Here is an 18288-nt window from a genome sequence, read left to right as displayed (position 1 = left end):
TGCGTCATGGCTGACGGTCCCCCCGGCGGCGACGGGCCGGGGCGGGGCCGCGCTCGCGCGGGCCGGCGAAGCCGTCCGGGCCCGGGTCGGTCGCCTCCTGGTAGCGCAGCCGGCGGCCCGGCGTCGTCTCCCCGACCTGGCTGCGGGCGGCGGAGCGCACGACGAGGCCTTCGGTGACCGGCGGTGCGGTCGCACTGGTCACCCCGGCGAGCGGCGCCCGTACCCGTACCTGGAGGGATGCCTTCATCTCCCCGCCGAGCGCCGACCACACATCGGCGGCGGACGGCGCGTCCGCCCCGGCCCCGGCGGTGTCCAGGGCCACCGTCAGGCCGAGTTCGGCGAGCGTGCCGGTGAGCAGGCGGGCGGGCAGCGTGCCGGTGGCCACCAGGGTCGCCAGCACCTGCGAGAGCAGGCGGTGTTCGTCCTGCGGGCGGTTGGCCCACGCGGTGACCAGGTACGCCAGCTCGAACCAGCGCGGCGGGGAGCGCCGTGCCACCAGGTGGCCGTCCTCGTCGTACACCTCTCCGGTGCCGCTGCCGCGCCGGGTGGCGTCCTCCCGGATGTCGTAGAGGAAGACGCAGACGGTGGGGGCGCTGCGGCGGGCCGCCCAGTCCCGGGTGGGGGCGTCGAAGACCACCTCGACGCCCGACGCCTCCAGTCCGGACTCGCCGAGCAGCCGGCGCAGCCCCTCGTCCACCTCGTGGATCACCGGCGGGTCACCTCGTCGGGCGGCTGGATGCTGCCGCTGACCACCAGGAAGTCGGTCTTCACGGGCGAGAAGCCGGGGCCCTTGGCGGTGATGACGCGCGGACCGGTCTGGTCCTTGGCGAGGATGAGCAGCTGGCCGATGAACGTGCCGTCGGGACGGGGGACCGTCGGCGCCGCCGCGGCGGTGATGCCCGGCTTCCAGGTGAACCGCACCGGCGCTCCCGGCGGGAAGTCCTTGCCGCGCACGGAGGTGACGAAGCCGGGCTTGCCGACCTCCGGCACCGCGACGATGCGCGGCTGGAGGATGCGCAGCCGCTGCTTGGCGGTGTTGTCGCTGTTGTCGGCGTCCGTGCCGGTGGTGGTGAGCACGCCGGTGACGCGGCCGGTGAGCGCCTTGTCGGGGCTCAGGACGACCCGGACGACGGTGCTCGCGCGCGGCTTCAGGTCCGGCAGCGCGCACACCCAGGACCGGTCGCAGCCCTCCGGCGGGCCGTTGTCGGGGATGCCCGCGGGCAGGCCGATGTGCAGCCGCAGCCCGGTCGCCAGCGCGTTGCGGCCGTTGCGGACCGTGTAGGTGACCACGACGCGCCCGCCGACGTAGCCCGGGTCGGGCTGGGCGGTGACCTGCACCCCGGGTCCGGCGTCGGGCGCGGGCGGCTCGGGGGGCACGGTCGGGGGCGGGGCCGTCGGGATCGGGATGGGGATCGTCGGGGTCGGGGTGGGCGGGGGTGTGGCCTCGCGCACCGGGATCACGGTCCGGCCGGCGTTGTCGGTGGGCTCGGGGTCCAGGACCGTGCCGGTGACCGACCAGTCGACGGGCTGGTCGCCGGCGGTGAGGCCGGTGAGGGTGACGCTCACCGTGACGGTGCCGCCGGGCTGCACCACGCCGACGTCGCACTGGTAGGCGGCGGCGTCGCAGGTGCCGCCGGGCCAGGTCGCCCCGGCGACCTGCACGCCGGCCGGCGGGACGATGGTCAGGGTGGTGCCCGGGGAGGCGGCGGGGCCCTGGTTCACCAGGTCCACGCCGACCGTGACGGACGTGCCGACCGTGACCTGCGGGCTGGTGCCGGGCGCGTGCACGGCGAGGTCCACGGACTGCTGGACGCTGGGCTCCTTCTGCCGGCCCGGCAGGTTGCCGGTGAGCGGAGTGAGGTCGCCGGAGCCGACGTCCAACAGGCTCAGTTTTTCCGGGCTGTTGACGGCTACGGCGGCCCGCGAGCTGATCACCAGGCTCTTGCCGTCGGCCGTCCAGGCGGCGTCACGCGGCTGGAACGGGCCGGTCGCCGAGGTGTCCGGCAGCTGCCGGCCGCAGGCGCCGGGCAGGTCGCGGGCGGCGGCGGGGGTCAGCACCCGGCAGTCGTCGCCCGTGAGGGAGGTCAGGAGGATGCCGTCACGCTCGTCGATCCGGCCGCCGCCGCTCTTGCGGTTGAAGGCGACGGCGGTCCCGTCCGGCGAGAACGCCGGGCTGTCGTCGATGACCTCGCAGGCGCCGGGGCAGATCGCGGCGCTCAGGTCGCGCTGCTGGTCGAGGTGGGCCACCGGCACGGTCCAGACGTGCTTGTTGCCGCCGGTGCCGTCGATCACCTCGCTGCGGGTGAAGGCCAGGGTCCTGCCGTCGGAGGACCAGGTGGGCTGGGCGTCGCGGCCCGTCTGCTCCCCGGCCGGCGGGGTGATCTCCCCGGTGATCGCGCCGGTGGCCACGTCCGCGACGAGGATGCGGCTGGGCCCGCCGACGCCGCCCGGCGAGGTCCGGGTGAAGGCGAGGTACTTGCCGTCCGGGGAGAACGCCGGGTCGGTGTCCCAGTCCGTCGCTCCGCGTCCGGCGAGCGGCAGCGGCGCCGCGCCGGAGCCGTCGGCGTCCGCCGTCCAGATCCGCTCGATACGGCCTTCCGGGCCGTCCTCGAAGCGGGTCACCACGATCCGGCGGCCGTCGGGCGTGTAGCTCTGCCGCTCGGTCCACGGGTCGTACCCGGACGCGGGCTGGAACAGCGGGTCCTGGGCGGGATCGGTGTGGGTGTCGGCCGCCGGGTCCTCCTCGAGGATCGTCAGCCCCAGATCGCGCGGGTCGGAGCCGTCCGACCTGGCGTCCTGCAGCGTCACCACGTGCGGGCCGGACGCCGAGACGCGCTCGACCACCGCACTGCCGCCGTCGAGCGGACCGAGCCAGGTGACCGAGGAGACCTCCCGGTCCTCGCTGAGCACCACCGAAGGGGTGTCGGCGGAATGCGCGGGCACCCGGAACACATGGTCCCAGTCGCCCTCGCAGGAACACGTGCGGTCGGGGCTGAGGAACAGCACACCGTCCCCGTCGGGCAGCCAGGCTGCCCCGTGCGTACGCCAGCCCGCCTGCTCGCCCGCCAGCAGCGGCCCGTCGGTGGTCCCGTCGGTCACCCTCAGCCTGGGGCCGGACTGTCCGGGCGCGGCGGCCGTGTACGCGATCAGGTCCCTGTGGGTGGCGTCGTCCACCGGGTTCCACACCGGGTCGGCGGCCGTGCCGTTCGCGGGGTCGGTGACCCGGGTGACGGTGCCGCCGGCCAGCGGCCGGACGTAGATCTGCTCCCCGGCCAGGGCATCGGTGTCGCTCGCGTACGCCAGCCGCCGCCCGTCCGGGGAGACCGTCGGGCACTCCTCGTTCGCGGGGGTGTCGGTGAGCCGCGTCAGGCCGGTGCCGTCGGTGCGCACCAGCCACAGGTCGCGCTGGGTCCCGCCGCCCGCGCCGCCCGGCTCGGCCGCGTCGAAGACCACGGACCCGCCGTCCGGGGTCAGGCGGGGGTGCGCGGCGTCCATGCCGCTGGTCAGACGCCGTACGGAGCCGTCGGCGGACCGGAGGTAGATCTGCGGGGTCCGCTCGTCGCGGAGGCTCGCGAAGACCACCTGGTCGCCGAGGGCGGACGGCTGGACGTCCTGGTGGGCCGGGCCCGCGCCGAACAGCGGGGTGCTGGAGGTGCTGCCGGTCACCCGGCCGAGACTGCGGTGCCGGGTGCCGGCGTAGGCGATCCGGGTGTCCGCGGTGCCTGCCGCCGCCGCGGCACGCGGTGCGGACTCGGCGCTGCCCTGCCCGGATGCCCCCGCCACTGCCAGCAGTGGGACGAGCAGCAGCAACGCCATGCCGAGTCTGCCCGGGCGGTACCGCCCGCCGGGGCCACCGGTTCCCATCGAGATCCCCCTCGCGGTCTGGTGCGGCACGTGGATGTGCCCCCGCCACCCTGCGACGGCCGCGCACCGGCGCGGCAGGGCGGCGGAGCCGTGCCCGGGGGAAACGAGCGGTGTGTTTTCGGGCAGCACCGGCGCACCCGGCTCACGTCCCGGAGTCTCAGATGAGTCCGTTCCGCAGCGCGTAGCCCACCGCGTGCGCCCGGTTGCGGAGTTGGAGGCGGGTGATGATCTCGTGCAGGACGTTCTTGACGGTCCGTTCGGAGTACGCGGTCTTGCGGGCTATCTCCGCGGTGTCCATGCCCTCCGACACCAGGCGCAGCATGTCCGCCTCCCGTGTGGTCAGCGTGGACAGGGACAGGCCGCGCGGATCGAGCGGCGAACGCTGCAGGGCGCCGACGTGGCTGAGCAGCTTGCCCAGCAGGTCGCCGGGCAGCACTCCCTCGCCGTTGGCCGTCGCCAGCACCAGGTGGGCCAGCCGGTCCTGGTCGGCCTCGCCGCGTCGCAGCACCGCCGCGACGCCGCACTCGATGACGCGTTGCAGTGCGTCGGAGCCGAGGGTGCTCACCACGAGGCCCACGCGGGTGGAGGAGTTGAGCCGCAGCCGGTTCAGCAGCTCGGCCACGTCGTCGTCGACGTTGTCCACGACCACCAGCGACACCTGGGCATCCGCGGCGGCGTCTTCCGTGAGCAGGTCGACTTCGGGGCGCTGGCGCAACTGCTGGACGACGCCGACGCGCAGGACGGGATCGGCGGCGTAGAGGGCCACGGTCACCCGCTCCGGCCGGCCGGTGCGAGAGGCCCAGTGTCCTAAGCCGGTGGTTGCGGATTCATATGACGTGGGGGCGGACATGGCGGGGCTGTTCTCCTCTGTGCAAGGTTCGGGGGGGTACCTGTCCGGAGTTCGTGGGACAGGCTCGCTGGGGCCGGAGAACACCGGAAGGCGGCGCACGAGAGCCCCTGGAGTGACTTCAACAGGTCGGTATTTACGATGCGTTGACGGTGACTGCGCAGGCACCACGACTGCCCGGATGTTGCCCCCGCGCCCCTCGGCGTACACCCGCCGGTGTTCCTACGGTGGTGGCGTGACGCCTTCTGCAGCCTCTTCCGGTCCCGGTGCGCCCGGACTCGACATCCCGGTCGTGACGGTGGTCCCGGGCGGCACCGCCACGACCAGTCTGACTGTCCGCAACGACAGCGACATCGTCGAGGCCTACAGCCTGGAGGTCGTCGGGGACTGCGCCTCCTGGACCACCGTGGAACCCGCGCGGGTCTCCCTCTACCCCGGCACTTCCGAGACGGTGACGATCCGGCTGGAACCGCCGCGCTCCCCGGAGATCCGGGCCGGCGAGATGCCCCTCGCGGTACGGGTCCTGCCGACGGAGCACCCCGAGGCGGTACGGGTCCCCGAGACCACCGTGCACGTGGCGGAGTTCCACGAACTGCGCACCGAGCTGCTCCCGCGCCGCCGGCGCGGCTGGCTGCGCGGCCGCTACCGGCTGGCGGTGCGCAACGGGGGCAACACCCCCGTCCAGGTGGGCTTCACGCCCGGCCAGGCGGGCGAGGAACTGGCGTTCGCCTTCAGCCCGGCCGAGCCGAAGCTGGAGCCCGGCGAGTCGGCCGAGGTCGGGCTGCGGGTCCGCACGGGCAAGCCGGTGTGGTTCGGCTCCCCGGTGGTCTGGCCGTTCACCGTGGACACCGCCGAGACCGGGGACCGGGAGGGGAACCGGCCGGACGAGACGGTCCACCGGCCGCCGCTGGACGCGGAGTTCGTCCAGATACCCGTCTTCCCCAAGTGGCTGCTCGCCCTGCTGGCGGCGCTGCTCGCGCTGTTGCTCGCCTGGTTCGCGCTGGTCCGTCCGGCGGTGCGCAGCGCCGCGAAGGAGGCGGCCAACGAGGCGGTGCAGCCGCGCCCCACGCCCGCCGGGGAGCAGGGCGGCAACGGGCAGCAACCCGGCGTCGGTTCCGGCGGCGGTGCGAGCGCATCGCCCGGCGCCCCGGGGTCGGGGCAGGGTCCGGGGTCCGGATCGGGCGGCGACGGCACCTCGACCGGCGACGGCGCCGCGGTCGGCGGCGGTCAGCAGAGTTCGGCGACCATCGATCTGAAGACGGCCGGCGGGGAGACCAGGACCGGCACCTACAAGGTTCCGGACAAGAGCGTATTCGGCGTAACGGACATCGTTGTCGCCAACTTCCAAGGTGACGAAGGGGTATTGACGATCACCTTCGGCGACCGCAAGATCACCACAATCGCCCTGGAGACCTTCCGCAACCAGGACTACCACTGGGTCACCCCCATCAAGATCCCCGCGAACGACACCGTGACCATCGAAGTGACCTGCGCTGAGCCGGGCACTCCGGCCACCGGTCGCCGGGCGCAGGGATGTCACGAGGTGCTGAACGTGAGCGGTGTCCTCAGCAGCACCAAGCAGTGAATCCAACCTCAGAGTTCCCGATCATTCTTGATCAGTGCTGAGTACATCTGTAAAGAGCGCCAAGTGGTTCCGTCTGGAAATCGATAACCCAGGTCTGAAAACCGGCACCCGGGCCGATGGCGGCCTTTCCCGTTCGCCCCGGCAATCGATCGCCACCCCGGCGCGCCCGTAGTCGCGCCGGCCGGTACGAGGCACCGGCCCCGGGGCCAGAGCGCCGGGCGCGAGCGGCGGCCCGGATCGCTGGGGGCGGTGACACCCAGCCCTCGCACGATCGCCTCATGGGTCACGCGCCCACGGGAGATCCTCCGTCCCGCCGGGCGGCTGCTACGCCTTGCACCACCGGCAATGCGTGAGCCCCTGCGCTTCCGCGTCCGCTCGGGACATCTGCTCGATTCCCTCGAACGTCTCCGGTTTGCCGTTCAGCGCGGGGCAGCCGGTGTCGGTGTGATAGGAGTCCCGATGGGTGCCGATGCGTACATGAACGTCGTTCATGGAGTCCTCTTCTCCTCGTGGATTCCGTGTCGCCGTCGAAGCGGCCCGATCCTTTCAACGATCACGGCCGACGGCAGCAACGTCCGACGAAGAAGGCTGCCGGCACCTCCGGCTTCTGCTCCGGATCCCATGACCGGTCGACCGGCGCGTCCTCCACCAGAAGTCGTGGGCGCCCGGCCGGCCACGGGTGCCACCAGCAGCCGCCTGACCCTGCGCCGAGGGGCCCGTGGCATCGCTTGGCACTCCAGGCGTGATCGGCCCGTGGTCACTCACTGGCGTCCGCGCCATAATCATGGCAACGCCAGATGGCAGATGGGTGGGGGGATGCAGGGGGCGAGGCACCGGCACGGCGTTCCCGGGACACGAGGCAGAACGACAGCCGCTCACGGCTGGGCGTGGGCAGCCGTCTTCCTCATGTGCCTCGGGTCCGTTTCCGCCTGCGGCGCGGACGAGAATTCCGACGGGAAGGACTCCAAAGGCCTCGACTTGAGCTCCGTCACCGGAGCATGGGGCCCCGCGCGGGACATGTACACGGAGAACGCCCGTCCCGAACGGGCGGTCCTGAACTCGGTGACCGACAATCCCAGTTACGGGGACGAGAGAAACTTTCTTGCTGTCGAAGAGGTTTCCACCGGCCGGTGGCAGACAGATGGCGATGTGGCCCTGAAACCCGGTCACACCTACGAGGCGTCCATCTTCTTCCGGAACGACGCGGCTCCCGGAACGCGGGCTGGGGCGAGTACGGGGACAAAGGTCCGTGCCCAACTTCCGGCAACGGTGCAGGGCCGTGAGCGGATTTCCGGCCTGCTCCAGTCCGACAACGCAGCCGTACCACTCATGTGGAATTCGCTGGTGCTCACGACACCGGCGGATCAGCCAGTTGCCATCCGTATCGTTCCCCATTCCTCGGCGATGTTCACGAAAGCAACTCCTGAGGGCCTGGCTCTTCCTGCTGAGGAACTCTTCTCGGAAGCGGGCACCCTCGTCGGCTGTTCCACCAGAGATGGAATTGTCACCGGTGAGAAGAAGTGTGAGGGGTACGTGCGGTTCAGATTTGCCGCCGACCAACCGAACTTTGTGGTGAGCCAGGCCGTGACGCCTGCCGGAGCACACAGGCATGACAGCGGGCTACGGTTCAAGGCTGAGGCTCGCGTGACCTACACGATCCAATACCGGAACACCGGAACCACACAGCAGGACAGCGTGGTACTGAAAGAGGAGCTACCGGAAGATTTCCGTTACGTCCGCGGCAGTACCAGCATCGCAACGAGCACAACAGGCGGCAAGTGGAAGAAGACCAATGACGGTGTCACCCAGAGCGGCATCAACGTCGGCTCCTACGCCCCGGGAGCCAACGTGTACATCAGATTCACCACACTGCTCCCTGACAGGAACAGCCTGAAATGCGGGCTCACCAGCACCACAAGCACGGCATCCGCCATAACCCAAAATGGAATGGAGAGCACCCCTTCAGTAATCCTTGTCGAGAAGAAATGTGCGTGAATCTGCATGACCGATGAGGACACAGAGCCTGCGGCACCCTCAAAATGGAGAAACCTGCTCGATCACCTGAATTTCGTCATCGCTCTCATCAGTCTCGTCGTGGCCTTGGTGGCATTCTGGGTCCCGATCAGCATGGACCAGAAGGCCCAGAAGCGCGAGCGTTCGCGGACATGCGTCGAAGCCGTTGTCGACCTGCGCTCCGCTCTCACGAGCCTCGAAGTCGGATATCAGGTGGCCCCGCAACAGAAAGCGGACCGCCTGGCTGACTGGGCTGCCGGCAGAGCGGAGATCGAACGAGTCCAGGTCTCGTGCATGAATGTTCCGCTGTCGTCCGCCAAAAGCATCGAGGAATCAAAGCCGCTGTGGGAGCAGTACGACACGGAACAAAATATCGCTCGGGAGAAGAGGCCACCGCTCGACGTGCTCACAGCCATACGCGCGTGGACGATCGCGGTGATCTCTGACCTTACGCAGCAGTGAGGCATCACTGAGCGTTTCCATCCTCACTCTGGGCTGATCAGATGAAGGACGAGGGCGGCCTGGACGAGTTTGGTGATCCGGGTGGTCGAGCAGCGCAGCTTGCGCAGCAGCCGCCAGGACTTGAGGGTGGCGGCGGCCTGCTCGCCGAGGGCGCGGATCTTCGCGTGGGACCGGTTCACCGCCTTCTGGCCGGTGGAGAGGGTCTCCCACCGGCCCCGGTACGGGGTGCGGACCGTGCCGCCGGCGCCCCGGTAGGCCTTGTCCGCCCAGCACGGGATACCGGCGTCGGCGAGAGCGTCGAGGATGCCGTGTTCACGGGCCGCGCGGATGTCGTGGACGGCGCCGGGCAGGGCCGGTGAGGCCCACAGCAGCCGACCGAAGGGGTCGGCGACGACCTGCACGTTCATCCCGTGCCTCTTGTGCTTGCCGGAGAAGAACGGGCGGTCCGCGGCGATGCGGTCGATGGGCGGGAGTGTGCCGTCCGGGATCAGGTACGCCTTCGACGACGCGGTCCGCACCGCGTCGGCCGGGCCCGGGGCGAGAGAGGCCAGGAGTTCGACGGCCTCGGTGACGTAGCGGTAGGCCGTCGTGGTGCCGACTCCGAACCCGGCCGCCGACTGAGCATAGGTGTGCCCCACCCGCGGGTGGGCGAGTGTGAGCAGAGCCTGGCGGCCGGCGCTCAGGCGCCGCCGGCGGGAGCCGATTGCACGGCGATGCCGCCGCAACTGCTGCGTGAGGAAGCGGAGGGCAGAGCTGGACACGTCGGCGCCCGACGGGTAGACAAGCGCGTGAAGCCTCTGGTGGAGACGGTTCTCTTGGTCGAAAACCCATCTACCAGGGGCTTCACCATGTTGTCAGCCCAACTACCCGACTGCACGATGAGGTTGGAACGGGCTCATTGCCTTCGGCAAGGCGGCACGGCGGGCAAGCCGGGGCGGAACCAGCTCCGTTCGGGCCTCGGCCTGCCCAGACTGTCGGCCTGCCTCTCCGGCAGAGGGCTGGTAGACCTGGCGGGATGCGGGCAAGAGTTAAGCTCAACCCGTACCGTTTTTGTATAGGTAGACCCGAACAGATTCGAGGGCGCTGTGGCTGGACAGATCGACAAGCCGGGGCGGCTGCTGGACCGCGATCACGAGTGGGCCCTCCTGAACGATTTTCTCGCCGATCCAGCCACCGAGTTGCGGCTGGCCATCGTCTCGGGGCGCCGGAGAAACGGGAAGTCGTTCCTGCTGGAAGCGCTCGCCGAAGCAGTGGGCGGGCTGTACCTGACCGCTGTGCAGGAGGAGGGCCGGGTGCCCGCGCTGCGCCGGTTCACGGAGGCGATCGCCGCACACGCGGGTGTGCGGCCCGGGGCGATGCAGCTGGACGACTGGCGGGATGTGCTCACCGCCGCGCTGGAGGTGGTGAACCGGACCTCGGGTGCCCCGCTGATCGTCATCGACGAACTGCCGTACCTGCTGCAGCACTCCCCGGAGATCCCCGGCTTTCTGCAACTGCTGTACGACCAGTCGCAGTCCGGCAAGGCACCCGGCGGCCGGATCGTGCTGTGCGGCTCGGCGATGAGCGTGATGTCCGAATTGCTGTCCGGGACCAAGCCGCTGCGCGGCCGAGCCGTTCTGGACCTGCGCCTGCCGGCCTTCGACTACCGCACCGCCCGTACCCACTGGGGAATCGCAGACCCGGCAGTGGCACTGCAGGTCGACTCCGTACTGGGCGGTGCCCCCGGCTATCGGCCGCTGGCCGCGGGACCGGCCCCTCAGCAGGAGGCCGAGTTCGCCCCCTGGGTGGAACGCACTCTTCTGGACCCGGGACGGGCCCTCTACTCCCGGGTGGAGGCGGAGTTCCTGCTGCGCGAGGACCCCCGGATCACCCACCGCACGCTGTACTACGACGTGCTGTCCGCGGTCGCCCGGGGCGCCTCGACACCGGCCAAGGTCGGCTCGATGCTGGAACGGTCCCGCTCCGCCATGGTCGCCCCGCTGGAGGTACTCGAGTCAACCGGCTACGTCCGCAAGGAACAGGACCTGCTCAAGGCGCGGCACCCGGCCATCAGCGTGGCGGACCCGGTGATCCGCTTCAACCAGCTGATCACACTGCCCATGGTGGACCTGGTGGAACGGCGGCGCGGTGCCCAGGTGTGGCAGTCTTCCCGACCGACGTACCACTCGAAGATCCTCGGCCCGCATTTCGAGGAGACGGCGCGCGAATGGGCCCGCTCCTTCGCCACCGACGAGACGGGGCTGTCGCTCGGCGCGGTGGGCACGGCGGAGATCGCCGACCCGGCCGCCCGAACCAAACACGAGGTCGATCTTCTCGCCTTGGCGCCCGGCGAGCGCCCTCAGAACCCGCGGGCCGCCATTGCCCTGATCGGTGAGGCCAAGGCCACCGTCCAGCCCCGAGGGCTCAAGGACCTGGAACGCCTCGAACATATCCGGACCCTGCTCGCCGATCAGGGGCACCGGCCCGAGGGAGCGGCCCTCGCCCTGTTCTCCCTGCACGGTTTCCATCCCGATGTCATCGACGCCGCCGGACACCGCCGCGACGTCCTCCTGGTCGACATCGGCGCACTGTACGGCGACGGCCCCATTCACGGTCTGGCATGACTCGGCGAGCAGGTGGCCGCGCGCTTCGTTGAAGGCCGTTCCGTCCCCTCGCCGGGCGTCCGTGTCGTCCCCGCTTCGCTTCCGGTGCGCAGCATCTCCTTGCGGCCACGGGGTTGGGCGCCGGCGCCAGGCCGAACGGGTCTGCTCGGTGGGTCCCGACGAGGTCCGTGACGATGGCGAAGGAGCGGGTGTCGATCTCTTCCTGGCCCGGCTTTGCCGGGAGAGGGCGCGGAGGGGCCGACGTCGTCGTACTCCCGGGCCCCGCAGCCTCACCGTGTCCGTCGACGGGCTGTGTCGGGTGGGTCGATGGGGCCGAGCGGCCCCCTGCGGGAGGACATGCAGCACCTCCCGTGCCGTTCCGTGGCGTCGGAGGCTGGACAGGCACCGAAGCGAACAGAAGCGAACAGTCTTGAGGAGCCTGTGATGAAGGCAGCAGTGGTCCGGTCTTTCGGCGAGCCGTTGGTGATCGAGGAGCGGCCGGACCCGCAGCCCGGTCCCGGTCAGGTCCGTATCCGGCTCGAGGCGTCCGGGCTGTGCCACACCGACATCCACGCCGCGCACGGCGACTGGCCGGTCAAGCCGAACCCGCCGTTCGTCCCCGGTCACGAGGGCGTCGGCATCGTGGAGGCGCTCGGTGAGGGCGTGACGCATCTGGACGTCGGGCAGCGGGTGGCCGTGCCGTGGCTCGGCTGGGCCTGCGGGCGGTGCGAGCACTGCCTGTCCGGCTGGGAGACGCTGTGCGAGCAGCAGATCAACACGGGGTACGGCTGCGACGGCGGGTACGCCGAGAAGATGCTGGCCCCCGCCGACTTCGCCGCCCGCGTCCCCGACGGCATCGACCCGCGTGACGCCGCCCCGCTGACCTGCGCCGGCGTGACGACGTACAAGGCGCTGAAGGTCGCGGGCGTGCGGCCTGCCCAGCTGGTGGCGATCTCCGGCGTCGGCGGACTCGGCCACCTGGCCGTGCAGTACGCCAAGATCGCCGGGGCGACGGTCGCCGCGATCGACGTCACCGACGACAAGCTCGAACTCGCCCGGGAACTCGGCGCCGACATCCTGATCGACGCCCGCAAGGAGGACCCCGCCGAGGTGCTGAAGCAGCACGGCGGTGCGCACGCCGCCGTCGCGCTCGCCGTGAACGAGGCCGCGTTCGCCGCCGTCTACGGCGGTCTGCGGCGCGGCGGCAAGCTGGTCATGGTCGCCCTGCCCGCCGGCGGCACCATCCAGGTCCCGATCTTCGACACCGTGCTCAACGGCACCTCCGTCATCGGTTCGATCGTCGGCACCCGCCAGGACCTCGACGAGGTGTTCCAGCTGCACGCCGCCGGGCGGACGAAGGTCATCTACGAGACCCGGCCCCTGGAGTCGGTCAACGAGTCCATAGCCGACGTCCTGGACGGCCGGGTCAAGGCGCGTATCGTCTTCGAGATGTGACCCTCCCTGCCCAGGTCCACGCGAGGCGGCGCCGGAGCTTCCCAGCCGGCGCCGCTCGCGTGTGCCGGACCGCGGGGCTGCCGGGGCGTCCGCCCCGCTGTGCTGAAAGGTGCTGACATGGGCGAGCCGCGCGGCGCGGACCGGCATCACCCGGCGGTGGTGGCGCACCGCCTGAAGCGGGCGGAGGACGTGCAGCTGCGCATCGCCGACGCCATCACCCGGTTCGCCGGCTCGATGCCGTTCGTCTACGTGCACGCGGTCGGGTTCGCCGTGTGGATGCTGTTCCTCGAAGGAAGCCCCTGGCCCTCGCTGACCCTGGTGGTGTCGCTGGAGGCCATCTTCCTGTCCACGTTCGTCATGATCGGGCAGAACCGGCAGGCCGCGTTCCAGCAGATGAAGGCCGACCACGACTTCGTCGAGCAGGAACTGGAGCTGAAGACCAACACCGAGCTGACCCGCGCGATCCACGTCATGACGCAGGAACTCCACCGCCGCCTCCTGGAGGAGCAGGACGAGGACCCCGTCGTGCGCTGACCGACGGCGACGGCTGAAGGCAGCCGCCGTGGTTGCGGTTGCGGGCGCGGGCACGCGGATGTATGGGCGTACGGGGTACTCGTTCCCTCGTCGGCGGAGACCGCTCGGGGCCGCCGCCGGGAAGGGACGGAGATGCATTCCGTCGTCGAGTGGCTCACCGGGCTGCCGGGGCCCTTGGTCTATGCCGTGGTCTCGGCGCTCGTGTTCGCCGAGGACGCCCTGTTCCTCGGGTTCGTGCTGCCGGGCGAGACCGCCGTGATCGTCGGCGGTGTGCTGGCCGGGCGGGGCGTCGTCGACCTGCGTCTGCTGATGGCGGTGGTGGTGCTCGCGGCGGTCGCCGGGGACAGCGTGGGGTACGAGGTCGGGCGGCGCCTCGGGCCGCCCGTGCTGCACAGCCGGCCGCTGCGGCGGCGCGCCAGGCACGTGGACAATGCGCGGGAGCTGCTGCGGCGGCGCGGTCCGGCCGCCGTGTTCATCGGCCGGTTCGTCGCCCTCCTGCGGTCCCTGGTGCCGGCCACGGCCGGTGTCGCCGGCCTGCCGTACCGTCGTTTCCTGCTCTACAACGCCCTCGGCGGGCTGGTCTGGAGCGTCGGCAACGCCCTCCTCGGCTACGGCGCGGGCGCCGCCTACGAGCGCGCGGAGCGCCTGGTCGGAGGCACCTTCGCCCTGCTGGTGGCCGTCGCCGTCGTCGTGGCTCTCGTCGTCTGGCGGGTCCGCCGCCGGCGCCGGGACGGGGACGGGGATGGCCGGGCGGACGATCGTCACCGGCCCGTGGGCGGGACGGCCTGACCGCCGCGAGAGTCCGGCCCGCCTGCGCCGGTCAGGCCGACCGTTTGCGGGGCGTGGCCTTCTTCGCCGCCGTCTTCTTGGCGCCGCCCTTGGCCGCCGTGGACCTGGCGGCCGTCTTCTTGGCGGTGGTCCCGGTCGCCGCCGTCTTCTTCGTACCCCGCGCCGACTTCGCCGGGGTCTCCTTGGCCGCCGCGGTCTTCTTCGCCGCGGACGTCGACTTCTTGCCGCCGGTCTCCTTCGGGGTCGCGCGCGCCGACTCGCGGCCGGACAGACGCGTGACCTCCGCCTCCGCCTCCGCACCGGTCTCCGCGCCGGCCTTCCCCGCCGGCTCGCCCCGCGACTCCTTCGCCGCCTTGACGCTCTTCTCCAGCGCCGCCATCAGGTCCAGGACCTTGCCGCCCGCGGCCGGTCGCGGGGCCTCCGGCGGGGCCTCGCCGGCGGCCTTCGCGGCGACGACCTCCTCCACCGCCTCGCGGTACTCGTCGTGCAGGTCCCCGAGGTCGATCTCGCCGAGGGTGTCCATCAGGGCGTCCGCGAGGTCGAGTTCCTTGTCGTTCACCGTGACCTTCGTGTCGGGGGCGAGGCCCTCGGGGGCGCGGACCTCGTCCGGCCACAGCAGGCCGTGCATGGCGATCGCGTCCCCCACCACCCGGAGCATGCCCAGGCGCTCCTTGCCGCGGAGGGCGAACTTGGCGACGGCGACCTTGTTGCTGCGCTTGAGCGCCTCACGCAGCAGGGTGTACGGCTTCGCGGCCTGGGCACCGCCCGCCGCCAGGTAGTACGCCGCGTCCATCTGGAGCGGGTCGATGCGGTCCCCGGGGACGAAGGCCACGATCTCGATCGTCTTCGCCGTGGGGATCGGCAGGTGGGCCAGGTCCTCGTCGGTGATCGGGACGACCGAGCCGTCCGCGTCCTCGTAGGCCTTGCCGATCTCCGACTGGGTGACCTCGCGGTCCTCCAGTTCGCAGACCTTGCGGTAGCGGATGCGGCCGCCGTCCTCCGTGTGGATCTGGCGGAAGGAGATCGAGTGGTTCTCGGTGGCGTTCACCAGCTTGATCGGGATGCTGACCAAACCGAAGGAGATGGCGCCGTTCCAGATGGATCTCACGTGCAGCATCCTTTCGGTCGTTATGCACCATTGGTCACCATTCGCATGAGATTCTCATCGTATGACGCCTATCACCGAGGTGGAGGGGAGACGGGTCGCGCTCAGCAACCTGGAGAAGGTGCTGTATCCCGCGACCGGCTTCACCAAGGGCGAGATGCTGCACTACTACGCCACCACCGCCGACGTCCTGCTCCCCCATCTGCGTGATCGGCCCGTCTCCTTCCTCAGGTATCCCGACGGGCCGGACGGGCAGCTCTTCTTCGCCAAGAACGTGCCGCCGGGTACCCCCGACTGGGTCACGACGGCCGAGGTGCCGCGGTCGGAGGGGCCGGTGCGGATGGTGCTGGTGCAGGATCTGGCGAGCCTGATGTGGGCCGCGAACCTCGTCACCGAGTTCCACACCCACCAGTGGCCCGTCGGCACGCCGGGGGTGGCCGACCGGATCGTCTTCGACCTCGATCCCGGGGCGCCCGCCGACATCGTCCAGTGCTGCGAGGTCGCGCTGTGGCTGCGGGAGCGGCTGGCGGCGGACGGGATCGAGGCCCTCGCCAAGACCTCCGGGTCGAAGGGGCTGCACCTGCTCGCGGCTCTCGCGCCGGCCCCTTCGGAGCAGGTGAGCGACTACGCCAAACGGCTCGCCGTCGAGGCCGAGCGGGCCATGCCCCGGCTCGTGGTGCACCGGATGACGCGGAGTCTGCGGCCGGGCAAGGTGTTCGTCGACTGGAGCCAGAACGCCGCGCGCAAGACCACCGCGGCCGCCTACACGCTGCGGGCCCGGCCCGAGCCGACCGTGTCGGCGCCCGTGACCTGGCGCGAGGTCGAGGACTGCGGCGCGCCCGCGCAGCTGGCCTTCCGGGCGCCGGACATCGCGCCGCGCGTACAGGACTACGGCGACCTGCTCGCCCCGCTCCTGGAGCCGGAGCGCGCGGGCAGCCTGCCCTGAGACCCGGACGGCGAAGACGCCAGTGGACCCCGGCACCCCGGAGCCCGGCGCCCGGCCACCGGATCAGCGCCCGCCCACCCGGTCAGCGCCCGCCCACCGGATCGGCGCCCGATCACACCCGCGTCCACGTGTGCCGGTCGCGGGCCATCGCGTGCAGGGCCTCCACGTCGGCCGGCTTGAGGATGCCGCCCAGGCGGGCCAGATCCGCGATGTCCGCGTCCGTGACGACGCGGACCTCGCGGAGGGGGACGGGGACCGAGACCTCGGCGGGACCGGCCAGGGCCAGGACGGGGCGGACCTCGGCGGTCAGGGCGTAGGAGGCGCGGCCCGCGTCAGCGCGCACCCGGCGCAGCAGCGGCCGGGGCTCGCGGCGGCCCAGGGCCACCATCGGGTCGGCGACCGTCACCCGCTGCCTGTGGGCGGGCAGCGTGTGCACGGCGAACAGGCCGCCGGGGCCGATCGCGAGGTGGTGGATGCGGTCGCCGCCGGGCAGCGGGATCGAGTGCAGGGCGTGCCAGCCCGCGCCGTCCAGCCGGTCCAGGGCCTCGCCCACCGCCTGCTCGGCCGCGAGGGCCTTGCGGCGGGGGTCGGGGCGGAAGCGGTGCGGCGGGCCGGGATCACGGTCCAGGTCGATCTGGAGTGCCTCGCCGGGGCGGTTGGGCGCCAGGTCGTCGTCCGGATGGAGCGACAGCCGGGCCAGCTCGGCCGGGGTCGGCACCGGGGGCGGGCCGACCGTCACCGAACCGGTGAGGAAGGGGCCCAGGACCTCCAGCACGTCCTGTCTCCGGTCGTCGCTGAGCAGGTTGACCCGGGCCGCCTCCCGGTCGTACCAGGCGATGTTCCGGCCGTCCTCGAGGCAGACGTAGAGCCGTTCCTGACCGTGTCGCCAGGTCGGTATGACGCGCAGTCCGCTCATGCTCATCACCCCACGACCATGGGAACAGGCGGGGTGCTCCAGGGGCAAGAACCCGGTTACCTTGGAGAGGCGCTGGAGGCATGTTACGTACGGGCATGTTGGGGAGGCGTCGTTGCGCAACCGCAGGAAGCAACCCGACGTACCGGCTCCGGACGCTCCGTGGAACGAGATCGTGCCCGGCCTGTGGATGGGCGGGCACGAGTTCAGGGGGCATTCCGGGCAGGTGGAGTTCGCCGTCGTGCGGGACGAGTTCGACCTGGTGCAGACCTTGCTGAGGCTGCCGGGGCACGGGCCCGATCCGGGCGTGGAGCACCATGTGTGGCCGATTCCGGACGGCCCGCTGGACGGCACGCAGCTCGCGGGTGTGATGCGCCTGGCGCAGGCGGCGGGCGACGCGCTGGAGGAGGGCCGGAAGATCCTCGTCCGCTGTTACCACGGGTACAACCGCTCGGGGCTGGTCGTCGCACACGCTCTGGTGAGGCGCGGGGCTTCCGCGGACGAGGCGATCCGGCTGATCCGGGACCGCCGTTCCCCGTGGGCGTTGCACAACGACCTCTTCGTCGAGTACCTGCGCTCCGGGCTGGCGACGGCGCGGCTGCTGGAGGAGCTCACCGAGTGACGCGCCCCTATGGCCCAGCGTGACGGGCGGCCGGGTCATTCCCCTCCTAATGTGGCGATCAGTCAGCTTCCATCCACATTCACGGAGGTATCACCATGTCCCTGCGTTCCGCCCTCACGCGTCTGGCCATAGCCGCTGCCGCCGGTGCCCTCGTCACGTCGGCCGTCGCCACCCCCGCCCTCGCCGACGACTGGGACCAGGAGGACGGCCAGAGCAGCGGCCAGTACGAAGGCCAGTGGGACGACCAGAGCAGCGACCAGGACGAGGGCCAGAGCAGCGGCCAGTACGACGGTCAGCACGACGGCGGCCGGCACGACCGGTTCGCCCGGGGCGTGGTGACCGCGAGCACGCTGCTGCTGCGCAGCGCGCCGAACCGTGGCAGCCAGGTCATCCGCGTGGCCCACCGGGGCGAACACGTGTCGATCTTCTGCAAGACCACGGGCGAGAGCGTCCAGGGCGACCGGCTCTGGTACCTCCTCCCAGACGGGACCTGGGCCTGGGGGGCGGCGCGCTTCATCGAAGTGATCGGGGCGACACCACGCTGGTGCTGAGCCCCGGAGATCACAAGACG

Annotated in this window: 16 protein-coding genes and 1 pseudogene; 10 read left to right on the top strand and 7 right to left on the bottom strand. The window is 71.3% G+C overall.

The window, feature by feature from the left end; all coding sequences use genetic code 11:
- Positions 1–4: 4 nt before the first annotated feature.
- From AB0G63_RS27890 to AB0G63_RS27880, 3 genes and pseudogenes are all read right to left on the bottom strand, one after another.
- Positions 5–709 carry a DUF4255 domain-containing protein gene (locus tag AB0G63_RS27890; RefSeq protein WP_360755516.1) on the bottom strand — a complete coding sequence of 235 codons (705 nt, stop codon included), beginning with the start codon at positions 707–709 and terminating at the stop codon, positions 5–7.
- Entirely contained in the window at positions 706–3864 is a 3159-nt protein-coding gene (locus AB0G63_RS27885; RefSeq protein WP_360755515.1) for a hypothetical protein, read from the bottom strand. The genes AB0G63_RS27890 and AB0G63_RS27885 overlap by 4 nt, the downstream gene beginning before the upstream one ends.
- A 157-nt stretch (positions 3865–4021) precedes the next feature.
- Positions 4022–4639, bottom strand: a pseudogene (locus tag AB0G63_RS27880) (LuxR C-terminal-related transcriptional regulator); the annotation flags it as partial.
- 307 nt (positions 4640–4946) lie between these two features.
- Here AB0G63_RS27880 and AB0G63_RS27875 point away from each other — a divergent pair.
- Entirely contained in the window at positions 4947–6296 is a 1350-nt protein-coding gene (locus AB0G63_RS27875; protein ID WP_360755512.1) for a hydrolytic protein, read from the top strand.
- Between the two features lie 324 nt (positions 6297–6620).
- On the opposite strand, the gene AB0G63_RS27870 is transcribed toward AB0G63_RS27875, so the two are convergent.
- Positions 6621–6788, bottom strand: coding sequence for a hypothetical protein (locus tag AB0G63_RS27870; RefSeq protein ID WP_360755509.1), 168 nt, complete (start codon positions 6786–6788; stop codon positions 6621–6623).
- 525 nt (positions 6789–7313) lie between these two features.
- Here AB0G63_RS27870 and AB0G63_RS27865 point away from each other — a divergent pair.
- Positions 7314–8291: a hypothetical protein gene (locus tag AB0G63_RS27865; protein WP_360755506.1), complete on the top strand. Its 978-nt coding sequence runs from the start codon at positions 7314–7316 to the stop codon at positions 8289–8291.
- 6 nt (positions 8292–8297) lie between these two features.
- Positions 8298–8771, top strand: a complete 474-nt coding sequence (locus tag AB0G63_RS27860; RefSeq protein ID WP_360755503.1) for a hypothetical protein — start codon at positions 8298–8300, stop codon at positions 8769–8771.
- Between the two features lie 23 nt (positions 8772–8794).
- On the opposite strand, the gene AB0G63_RS27855 is transcribed toward AB0G63_RS27860, so the two are convergent.
- On the bottom strand, positions 8795–9532 hold the full coding sequence (locus AB0G63_RS27855) for a transposase family protein (RefSeq protein ID WP_360755500.1): 738 nt from the start codon (positions 9530–9532) through the stop codon (positions 8795–8797).
- A gap of 324 nt (positions 9533–9856) precedes the next feature.
- Between AB0G63_RS27855 and AB0G63_RS27850 the strand changes: the two genes are divergently transcribed.
- The 4 genes from AB0G63_RS27850 to AB0G63_RS27835 all read left to right on the top strand — a co-directional run bounded on the left by AB0G63_RS27850 (position 9857) and on the right by AB0G63_RS27835 (position 14131).
- Entirely contained in the window at positions 9857–11374 is a 1518-nt protein-coding gene (locus AB0G63_RS27850) for an ATP-binding protein (RefSeq protein WP_360755497.1), read from the top strand.
- A gap of 423 nt (positions 11375–11797) precedes the next feature.
- Positions 11798–12808 carry an alcohol dehydrogenase AdhP gene (adhP, locus tag AB0G63_RS27845; protein WP_360755495.1) on the top strand — a complete coding sequence of 337 codons (1011 nt, stop codon included), beginning with the start codon at positions 11798–11800 and terminating at the stop codon, positions 12806–12808.
- Between the two features lie 117 nt (positions 12809–12925).
- On the top strand, positions 12926–13342 hold the full coding sequence (locus AB0G63_RS27840) for a DUF1003 domain-containing protein (RefSeq protein WP_360755492.1): 417 nt from the start codon (positions 12926–12928) through the stop codon (positions 13340–13342).
- A 132-nt stretch (positions 13343–13474) separates the two neighbouring features.
- Positions 13475–14131: a DedA family protein gene (locus tag AB0G63_RS27835; RefSeq protein WP_360755489.1), complete on the top strand. Its 657-nt coding sequence runs from the start codon at positions 13475–13477 to the stop codon at positions 14129–14131.
- 31 nt (positions 14132–14162) lie between these two features.
- Here AB0G63_RS27835 and AB0G63_RS27830 read toward each other — a convergent pair whose 3' ends face one another.
- The gene (locus AB0G63_RS27830) at positions 14163–15248 is read right to left on the bottom strand and encodes a Ku protein (RefSeq protein WP_360755486.1); all 1086 of its coding nucleotides are present in this window, start codon (positions 15246–15248) and stop codon (positions 14163–14165) included.
- Between the two features lie 52 nt (positions 15249–15300).
- Here AB0G63_RS27830 and ligD point away from each other — a divergent pair, with 52 nt between their 5' ends.
- Positions 15301–16182: a non-homologous end-joining DNA ligase gene (ligD, locus tag AB0G63_RS27825; protein WP_360755483.1), complete on the top strand. Its 882-nt coding sequence runs from the start codon at positions 15301–15303 to the stop codon at positions 16180–16182.
- 112 nt (positions 16183–16294) lie between these two features.
- On the opposite strand, the gene AB0G63_RS27820 is transcribed toward ligD, so the two are convergent.
- Positions 16295–17098 carry a nuclease-related domain-containing protein gene (locus AB0G63_RS27820; RefSeq protein WP_360755480.1) on the bottom strand — a complete coding sequence of 268 codons (804 nt, stop codon included), beginning with the start codon at positions 17096–17098 and terminating at the stop codon, positions 16295–16297.
- 112 nt (positions 17099–17210) lie between these two features.
- On the opposite strand from AB0G63_RS27820, the gene AB0G63_RS27815 reads away from it, so the two are divergent.
- Both AB0G63_RS27815 and AB0G63_RS27810 read left to right on the top strand, forming a co-directional pair.
- Positions 17211–17717: a dual specificity protein phosphatase family protein gene (locus AB0G63_RS27815; protein ID WP_360755477.1), complete on the top strand. Its 507-nt coding sequence runs from the start codon at positions 17211–17213 to the stop codon at positions 17715–17717.
- A 95-nt stretch (positions 17718–17812) separates the two neighbouring features.
- Complete coding sequence (locus tag AB0G63_RS27810) at positions 17813–18268, top strand: SH3 domain-containing protein (RefSeq protein WP_360755474.1); 456 nt, start codon at positions 17813–17815, stop codon at positions 18266–18268.
- Positions 18269–18288: the final 20 nt, after the last annotated feature.

Origin of the sequence: Streptomyces sp. NPDC020996 (genome assembly GCF_040641355.1) — a bacterium.
In the GTDB taxonomy this organism is placed as follows: Bacteria; Actinomycetota; Actinomycetes; order Streptomycetales; family Streptomycetaceae; genus Streptomyces.
Note: the sequence above shows the minus strand (reverse complement) of the source record. Positions and strands in the feature narration are given on the sequence as shown.

Bases quoted from the DNA above. Each gene is read 5' to 3' on its own strand.
- AB0G63_RS27840 (WP_360755492.1), top strand. From the start codon at position 12,926: ATGGGCGAGCCGCGCGGCGCGGACCGGCATCACCCGGCGGTGGTGGCG.
- ligD (WP_360755483.1), top strand. From the start codon at position 15,301: ATGACGCCTATCACCGAGGTGGAGGGGAGACGGGTCGCGCTCAGCAAC.
- adhP (WP_360755495.1), top strand. From the start codon at position 11,798: ATGAAGGCAGCAGTGGTCCGGTCTTTCGGCGAGCCGTTGGTGATCGAG.
- AB0G63_RS27885 (WP_360755515.1), bottom strand. From the start codon at position 3,864: ATGGGAACCGGTGGCCCCGGCGGGCGGTACCGCCCGGGCAGACTCGGC.
- AB0G63_RS27810 (WP_360755474.1), top strand. From the start codon at position 17,813: ATGTCCCTGCGTTCCGCCCTCACGCGTCTGGCCATAGCCGCTGCCGCC.
- AB0G63_RS27870 (WP_360755509.1), bottom strand. From the start codon at position 6,788: ATGAACGACGTTCATGTACGCATCGGCACCCATCGGGACTCCTATCAC.
- AB0G63_RS27865 (WP_360755506.1), top strand. From the start codon at position 7,314: ATGTACACGGAGAACGCCCGTCCCGAACGGGCGGTCCTGAACTCGGTG.
- AB0G63_RS27820 (WP_360755480.1), bottom strand. From the start codon at position 17,098: ATGAGCGGACTGCGCGTCATACCGACCTGGCGACACGGTCAGGAACGG.
- AB0G63_RS27835 (WP_360755489.1), top strand. From the start codon at position 13,475: ATGCATTCCGTCGTCGAGTGGCTCACCGGGCTGCCGGGGCCCTTGGTC.
- AB0G63_RS27860 (WP_360755503.1), top strand. From the start codon at position 8,298: ATGACCGATGAGGACACAGAGCCTGCGGCACCCTCAAAATGGAGAAAC.
- AB0G63_RS27830 (WP_360755486.1), bottom strand. From the start codon at position 15,248: ATGCTGCACGTGAGATCCATCTGGAACGGCGCCATCTCCTTCGGTTTG.